The sequence below is a fragment of the Streptomyces sp. NPDC048516 genome (assembly GCF_043199875.1).
Classification (GTDB): Bacteria; Actinomycetota; Actinomycetes; order Streptomycetales; family Streptomycetaceae; genus Streptomyces.
Genome location: NZ_JBICWS010000011.1, coordinates 285,723 through 293,187, shown reverse-complemented (window position 1 = coordinate 293,187; position 7,465 = coordinate 285,723). Strand labels below are relative to the sequence as shown.

5 protein-coding genes and 1 pseudogene are annotated in these 7,465 nt (G+C 74.7%); 4 read left to right on the top strand and 2 right to left on the bottom strand.

Going from position 1 to position 7,465, the window contains the following annotated elements:
* The 3 genes and pseudogenes from ACGFR7_RS23315 to ACGFR7_RS23305 form a co-directional block, all read left to right on the top strand.
* Positions 1-244: pseudogene (locus ACGFR7_RS23315) on the top strand (IS110 family transposase); the annotation flags it as partial.
* Between the two features lie 156 nt (positions 245-400).
* Positions 401-1,192 carry a hypothetical protein gene (locus ACGFR7_RS23310; RefSeq protein ID WP_393322412.1) on the top strand — a complete coding sequence of 264 codons (792 nt, stop codon included), beginning with the start codon at positions 401-403 and terminating at the stop codon, positions 1,190-1,192.
* A 439-nt stretch (positions 1,193-1,631) separates the two neighbouring features.
* A complete protein-coding gene (locus ACGFR7_RS23305; protein WP_393322382.1) occupies positions 1,632-2,795 on the top strand; it encodes a glycosyltransferase family 4 protein in 1,164 nt (387 codons plus the stop codon).
* 113 nt (positions 2,796-2,908) lie between these two features.
* On the opposite strand, the gene ACGFR7_RS23300 is transcribed toward ACGFR7_RS23305, so the two are convergent.
* Complete coding sequence (locus ACGFR7_RS23300) at positions 2,909-4,537, bottom strand: PucR family transcriptional regulator (protein WP_393322379.1); 1,629 nt, start codon at positions 4,535-4,537, stop codon at positions 2,909-2,911.
* 187 nt (positions 4,538-4,724) lie between these two features.
* A complete protein-coding gene (locus ACGFR7_RS23295) occupies positions 4,725-5,915 on the bottom strand; it encodes a LacI family DNA-binding transcriptional regulator (protein ID WP_393322376.1) in 1,191 nt (396 codons plus the stop codon).
* A gap of 283 nt (positions 5,916-6,198) precedes the next feature.
* On the opposite strand from ACGFR7_RS23295, the gene ACGFR7_RS23290 reads away from it, so the two are divergent.
* Positions 6,199-7,452, top strand: coding sequence for a beta-1,3-glucanase family protein (locus ACGFR7_RS23290; RefSeq protein WP_393322373.1), 1,254 nt, complete (start codon positions 6,199-6,201; stop codon positions 7,450-7,452).
* Positions 7,453-7,465 lie beyond the last annotated feature (13 nt).

The following is a 7,465-nucleotide window of genomic DNA, read 5'->3' as shown; positions in this document are numbered from 1 at the left end:
TGAACACGCACCCCGAGGCGGAAACCGGCAGCTCAAACGGGCCATGTTCCTGTCCGCCTTCGCCTGCATGAACGCCGACCCGGCCTCCCGCACCTACTACGACAAGCAACGAGCACGCGGCAAGACCCACACCCAAGCCCTCCTCCGGCTCGCACGCCAACGCATCAGCGTCCTGTTCGCCATGCTCCGCGACGGCACCTTCTACGAACCCCGAACGCCCAAGGACATCGAGCTCGCCGCATAACCCCAGCAACCACAAACCACCGCAAACCCGACCCAGACGCCTTGACGAAAGACATAGAGGCACCCCCCGCCCGGGCCGTCCCGGCACGTGTGCGCCCGGTGCCCGCTTAGGGTGACGGCAGTTGAGCCCGGCACGGTGCCGGGCGAGGGGAGCGACATGGCGGCGGTGGCAGGTAACAGTGCGCTGGGGCGGATCTCGGTGCTCCTGGGGGCGGCAGGGGTGACCAGGGCCGCCTGTACGGCGCTCCGGAAGCGGCCGCCGGGTGGCGCCGCCCGGTGGGAGCGGAAGAACTACGCCGGCCGGATCGTCGACCTGCACGCCGGGCTCGCCACGGCCACCGGTACCGCGCTCGCCGCCGCCACCGCACCGGGGCTGCCCGCCCGGACCCGGACCGCCGCGGCGCTGGCGGTACTGGCCGCCGGGGGCTGCGGGGCGTACGACGACGTGGTCGGTGCCGATGACCCCCGCCGCGGGTTCCGGGCGCACCTTTCGGCCCTCCGGGACAAGGACGTCACCAGCGGAGCCGTGAAGCTGTTCGGGATCGGTGCCGCGGGGCTCGCGGCGGGGGCTCTCCTCAAGGAGCGTCCGGCCGACAAGCTCCTGGCCGGTGTGGTGATCGCGGGCTCGGCCCACCTGGTGAACCTCCTGGATGTCCGGCCGGGCCGGGCGGCCGGCGCCGTCCTGGCCATCGGGGCACCCGGGCTGCTGCGCCGCGGTGCGGCCGGCCCGCTGTCCGCGGCGCCCATGGGGGCCGCGGCGGCCGTCATCGGCGATGACCTCGGGGAGCGCACGATGATGGGGGACGCCGGGGCGCACGCCCTCGGCGCGGCGCTCGGCCTTGCCATCGTCACGGGCAACGGCCGCCGGGGACTGGCCGTACACGCCGCGGGGCTGGTCGCCGCCGCGGCCGCGGGGGACCGCGTCAGCCGGGCGGCCGCGGCGGTCTGAGGCTGCGGGGGCGCGGACGGGCCGGGGCGGGAGGGGGGTGGGGATGGGGCTGAAGTCGGACAAACGCCCACGCGCTCCGGCGACGGCGTACACGCCCCCTCGCCTGGCGCAGGCGCACTCCAGGGAGTGGACTCCCTCGAACGAGCCGCTAATCCGCGCGGGCGGTTTGTCGCCCATGTGGGTGATCTGGTGGGTGCCGGGGTGAGACTTCCCACCGGAACGGCGGGCCGACGGTGCGGAATTGACATCGCCGGGCTGGCATCCTGGGCGCGGTGCGCAGTCGCGGGCGTGCTCGCCCGTCCTGTCGGGCGTGCTCGCCCCGTCCTGCCCGTCCGCCGGGCAGGCGGGCGGCCGCTTGTCCGCGTCGCGGCACCCCGCAGCAAACGGACCGACTCGCCGGTACGGCCCGTCCCGCCCCCGACCCAGGAGCCCCGACCACGTGAGCAGCCCCCCGACCTCGGCGCACGGGCTGTCGCCGCTGCGCACGGTCCAGGTGCTGGGGCACGGCAGCGCCGGCAGCGCCGCGCACGTCCGCTCGCTGGCCGAAGGGCTCGTCGCACGCGGGGTGCGGGTGACCGTGTGCGCCACACCGGAAACCGAGGAGGCCTACGACTTCACCGGCGCGGGCGCGCGGTTCGTGCATGTCCCTCCGCGCACGGATCCGGCGAGCGTGGCCTCGCTGCGCAGCGCCTGCTGGGACGCAGACCTCGTGCATGCGCACGGTCTGCGGGCCGGACTGCGTGCCTCGATGGCCTTGCGCGGATTGCGCGGCCCCCGGGGCGGGCGGCGGGTTCCCCTGGTCATCACCTGGCACACCAAGGCGCACATCGAGGGCGCGCGGGCCGGGATGGTGCGTCTGATGGAGCGGCGGGTGGCGCGGGCGGCGGCCGTCGTGCTGGGAGCGTGCTCCGACCTTGTGGACCGGGCGCGTGAGCGGGGCGCGCGTGATGCCCGGCTCGCGCCGGTCGCGATTCCCCGCCCGCGGTCAGGCGGCGTGCCGGCCGGGCCCGGGAGCCAGGACCGGATGTTCCGCAAGGAGCGGGCCGAACTGGGCGCGGTGGACCGCCCGTTGCTGCTCGCGGTCGGCCGTCTCGACCCGAGCCAGGGACATGACCTCCTGCTGGACGCGGCGCACGCCTGGTGCGCGCTTGACCCGCAGCCGCTGGTCGCCATCGCGGGGGAGGGCGAGCAGCGGGCGGCACTGCAGCGGCGGATCGACGCCGAGCAGTTGCCGGTCCAACTGCTCGGGCGCCGCGACGATGTGCCTGAACTCCTCGCCGCCGCCGACCTGGTGGTGCTGCCCAGCAGGTGGGAGGCCCGCTCGCTGATCGCCCAGGAGGCGCTGCGCGCCGGGGTGCCGCTGGTCGCCACCGACACCGGAGGCACCCGCGAACTGGTCGGCCCCGCCGCGGAACTGGTGCGTTACGGCGATGCCGCCGCCCTGGCCCGTACGGTGCTCGCGCTCCTTGCCGATCCGGTACGGCGGGACGCACTCGCCGCGGCGGGCCGCGACCAAGCCGCCGGCTGGCCCAGCGAGAACGACACCGTGACCCAGGTCCTCAGCGTCTACGACGAATTGACCCAGCCGGTTCAGCCGGCGTAGCCGAGACGCTGCTCGCGTCGAGCCGTCGAGCCGTCGAGCCGTCGCGGCGTCGAGGCATCGCGGACGCCGGGCACGTCCGGCCGCCGTCCACCCGTATCCGGGCCCGCCGCCCGTTACGGCTTGTCCGTATGGCGCCGGGCGCGCAGGGCCAGGCGCAGGCCCAGGACCGTCTGCGGATCGTCCAGGTCCGTGCCCAGCAGCTGAGCGATACGGGCCAGCCGGTCGTACAGCGTCTGCCGGTTCACGTTCAGGTCGCGGGCGGTCTCGGCCTTGCGGCCCGCGCTGGCCAGATAGGCCTCCAGCGTCGGCAGCAGCGGCTGACGGGCACCCTGGTCATGGGCGAGCAGCGGCCCGATGGCGCGCTCCACGAAGTCGGTGAGCACCCCCTGCTCGCCGTGCTCGCGCATCCGCCACAGCAGCAGCTCGATGTCCAGGCGGCGCGCGTCGTACCAGGGCGCTTCCGGCAGCCCCTGGGCCGCGGCCGCCGCCTCCGCGGCGTGCCGCAGGCCGGGGCCCGCCGCCGCCCAGTCGCCCGGTGTACCGACCACGACCACCGGACGGTGGGCGGCCGGCCGGTCCAGGCCCGTGCGGACGACGCCGGCGCGCAGCGCGTCGGCGATCCGGTCGGCGAGCGCATCGCGGTCCTGGCCCGCGCGCAGCGCGACGAGCATCGGGACCCGGCCCTCCACGGGGCGTACGCCGAGCAGCACGGGCACTCCGGGCGCGGCAAGTTCCTCGCGCAGCGCCTGGGCGAGCAGCGCCCAGCTGCCGGGGGAGGGAAGGCCGGCGGGCAGCCGCATCACCACCGGGAGCACGGGGCCCGAGCCGGGGCGGAACCCCAGCAGGCGGGCCTGGCCGGGCGCCTCGGCGGCGGAGATCCGGCCCTCCGCCAGGTCGGCGAGGAAGTCGCCGCGGCCGCGGGCGGCGAGTACTTCCTCCTGGCGGGACTGGAGCATGACGACGGCCAGCAGGTCGGCCGCGCGCTCGGCGGCGATCCGGTGCACCGGCGCCAAGGGGGCGTTGACGGGCAGCAGGACGAGGCGGCCGCGGACCGCGTCGGGACCAGGGCCGCCGCCGGGTACGTCGATGCGTACGCCGGTGTCGCGCAGGCCCTCCCAGGCCAGCAGCGGGTCGGCGTCCGCCGGGCCGTCATCGGCGTCCGGGCCCGCCGCGTACAGCGGACTGCCGTCGGGGGCCTCCAGGCAGAGCGGGTTGCCGGTGAAGACGGCCAGCAGCCGCAGCACCTCGGGAGCGCCGCCGCCCCGCAGCAGCACATCCGTGCAGCGCCGCAGGATCTCGTCGGCACGCCGCAGCAGCGCGTAGTGGCTGTTGATGATCTCGGTGTGGATCGCTTCGGTGACCGTGACGTACGGGACCTCGCGGTGCAGCTGGATCAGCGGCAGTCCGCAGTCCCGTGCGGCATCGACCAGCGCGGCCGGCAGGGACGCGAAACGGGAGCCCAGTTCCACGACGAGAGCGGCGATCTCGCGGTCCGCGAGCTTACGGATGAAGGCGCGCTGTTCGGACGGCCGGGCACCCAGCCCGAGCCCGGTGGTCAGCAGCAGCTCGCCGCCCTTGAGCAGCGAGGCGATATGCGGGACCTCGCCCGCGTGCACCCAGCGCACCGGGCGGTCCAGCCGGTCCTCGCCGGCCAGGACCTCCGGCAGACCGCGTCGCAGCGCGGGCAGCTCCAGTGCCCTGCGTACCGTGATCTCGGCTTCGATCTTCGCTTCCGGCCCCATGACCTGGAACGGTACCCGTATTCCGCGGTGCGGAGCAGCGCGGTCGGACGGCGGCGCCGCGCCGCACGGGGGCGCGCCGCACGGGGGCGCGCCGCACGGGGGCGGGCCTGCGCGGTCCGGACGGCGGCGCCGCGCCGCACAGGGCAGGGTGGAGGCGGTTCCGGACCAGGACCGCCCCCACCGCGTCTCATGCCGACTCCCGCACCACCAGCCGCGCCTTTGTGATCACCGGCGCCGGCTCCCCCGGAGCGGCCCCCGGCCCGTGCTCCCCTCCCGGCGCCCCGTCCGCCCCGTCTGCCCCGTACGCCCCGTCCACCCCGTCCACCCCGTCCACCCCGTCTGCTCCATCCGCCCCGTCCGCGCCGCCCCCGTCTGCGCCGTCCGCCCCCGCGGACCTCCGCGGATCCAGCACCCGCAGCAGCAACCCGGCCATCAGCCGCCCCATCTCCTCCACGTCCTGCCGCACCGTGGTCAGCGGTGGATCCGCCCAGGCCGCCGGCTCCAGATCGTCGTAGCCGACCACCGCCACATCGTCCGGCACCCGCCGCCCGCGGGCCCGGAGCGTACGCAGCGCGCCGCTCGCCATCAGGTCGGAGCAGACGAAGACGGCGTCCAGGTCCGGTACGGCATCGAGGAGCCGGGCCATGGCCCGCTCACCGCCCTGCGCCGTGAAGCCGCCGTCCGCGATCAGCCGCGGGTCCGGCTGCGGTGTGCCGAGCGCGTCGCGGTAGCCGTCGAGACGGTCCACCGCGGACGTCTGGTCGAGCGGGCCGGTGATCACGGCGATCCGGCGGCGGCCACGGCCGAGGAGATGGCGTACGGCCTGGCGGGCACCGTCGCGGTTGTCGGTGTCGACGTACAGCGGCCGGGGCGCGCGGTCGGCGCCCGCCCAGCCGGGCCGGCCGCCGTAGACGGTGGGCAGTCCGGCGCGCTCGGCCATGGCCGGCAGGGGGTCGTCGCGGTGCAGCGAGAACATCAGCGCGCCGTCGACATGCCCGGCCGACAGATAGCGGCCGATGCGGTCGTAGTCGGCGCGCCGCTCGACGAACATCAACAGGAGCTGGGTGTCGGCGGCGGCCAGTTCGCGGCTGATGCCCCGCAGTTGGCGTCCGAAGAACGGATCGCTGAAGACCCGGGCCTCGGGCTCCGCAATGACCACGGCGACCGCTCCCGTGCGGCGGGTGACCAGGGAGCGGGCCGCGCTGTTCGGTACGTAGCCCAGCGCGGCGACCGCCTCGCGGACCCGTTCGCGGACCGTGGCCCGTACGCCCGCACCGCCGTTGACCACGCGGGACACCGTGGCGCGGGAGACCCCGGCGAGCGCGGCGACCGCCTCCAGCGTCGGGCGCGGCCCCGGGCCCTTCGGATCAGCCACCATCCACCCCTCTCCTCTCCACCCCTCTCCACTCCACCCCTCTCCCCTCCACTCCTCTCCGCTTCCTCTCCACTCCTTCAACTCCTTTTACCTCGCGATGACTTGACGGTGTTCCGTCGAGTCGGCAGGGTTCACTGCGCACGATATGAGAGCGCTCTCACGCTGGATGGCTTCAAGGAACTCCCCACCCCCACTGCCGAAAGAGTGACATGAGCATGAGATATCGGCCCGGGAAGTCCTGTGCACAAGGCGCGGTGAAGCGGCAACGGCCGCAAGGAGCCGCCTCGTGATCACTCGCCGCAACCTGCTCGGCGGCCTCGCCGCCGGCGCCGCTGCCGTCTCCGGCACCGTGTCGGCCGGCCGTGCCCTCGGCGCCTCCGCTCCCGTCCGCGCCCCCGCCCCCGCCCCCGCGTCGGCCGCCCGGCCCGCCCGGACCGGCCGGGCCGCCGCCTCGATGCCCCTGCACGTCGTCAACCACTCCGGTGCCTACGCCAACTCCTCGGTCTGGATCTACCTCGTCGGCAACGACGGCACCCGGCAGGTGCATGTCACCCCGGACGGCGAACTCAGGCCCGTCGCGCTCGCCGACAACGGCCCGGACGGCTACACCGACTACGCGATACCGCTCGCCGCGAGCGGCACCACCACCCTTCAGCTGCCGCAGATGTCCGGCCGGATCTACACCGCGCTGGGCGGCAAGCTCAAGTTCAAGGCGGTCGAGGACGGCAACGGCAAGGCCGCGCTCGCCTACCCGGCGGGCTGGGTCTCTTCCGACCCCAACTACGACGTCCTCCACGACTGCGCCGAGTTCACGTACCACTCCGGCGGAATGTTCTGCAACACCACGATGGTCGACATGTTCAGCGTCCCGCTGGCGATCAAGCTCACGGGGGCCGAGGAGCAGACCACCGGCGAGATGCCGGGCGGTGCCCGCGCCACGGTCTTCTCCGACGTCAAGGCCGCAGAGGGCTTCGGCCGCCTGGTCATCGGCGACCGGCGCGTGATCGCCCCGGGCCACGGCCTGGACAGCGGGCTGTTCGCCACGGACTACCTCGCCCCGGCCATCGACGAGGCCTGGTCCGCCTACGCGGGAAAGGACCTGACCGTCACCACCGACGCGGGCACCTTCACCGGCCGGGTCAGCGGCGGAAAGCTCTCCTTCACCGTCCCCCAAGGCATCGCAGGCCGGGGCGGGAGTGCCCCCACCGGGACGGTCTCCTTCGACAAGCCGTCCACCCGCGACGTCCTCTTCTGCGACGGCACCCTCGCGGCCCCCAACGACCGCACCCGCGGCCCGATCGCCGCCATCCTGGGCGCCGCCCTCAACCGCTCCACCCTCACCTCGCAGGCACAGCAGCCCACCACCGATCCGGCCGCCTTCTACCGGCAGCAACTGACCAACCACTACGCCCAGGCCATGCACGCCGCGACGCGGGACGGCAAGGCCTACGGCTTCGCCTTCGACGACGTCGCAGGCTTCGCCTCCTACATCGAGGACGGCGCCCCGAGGGAGATCACCCTCACCCTGACCCCCTTCTGACGCACCACCCGGG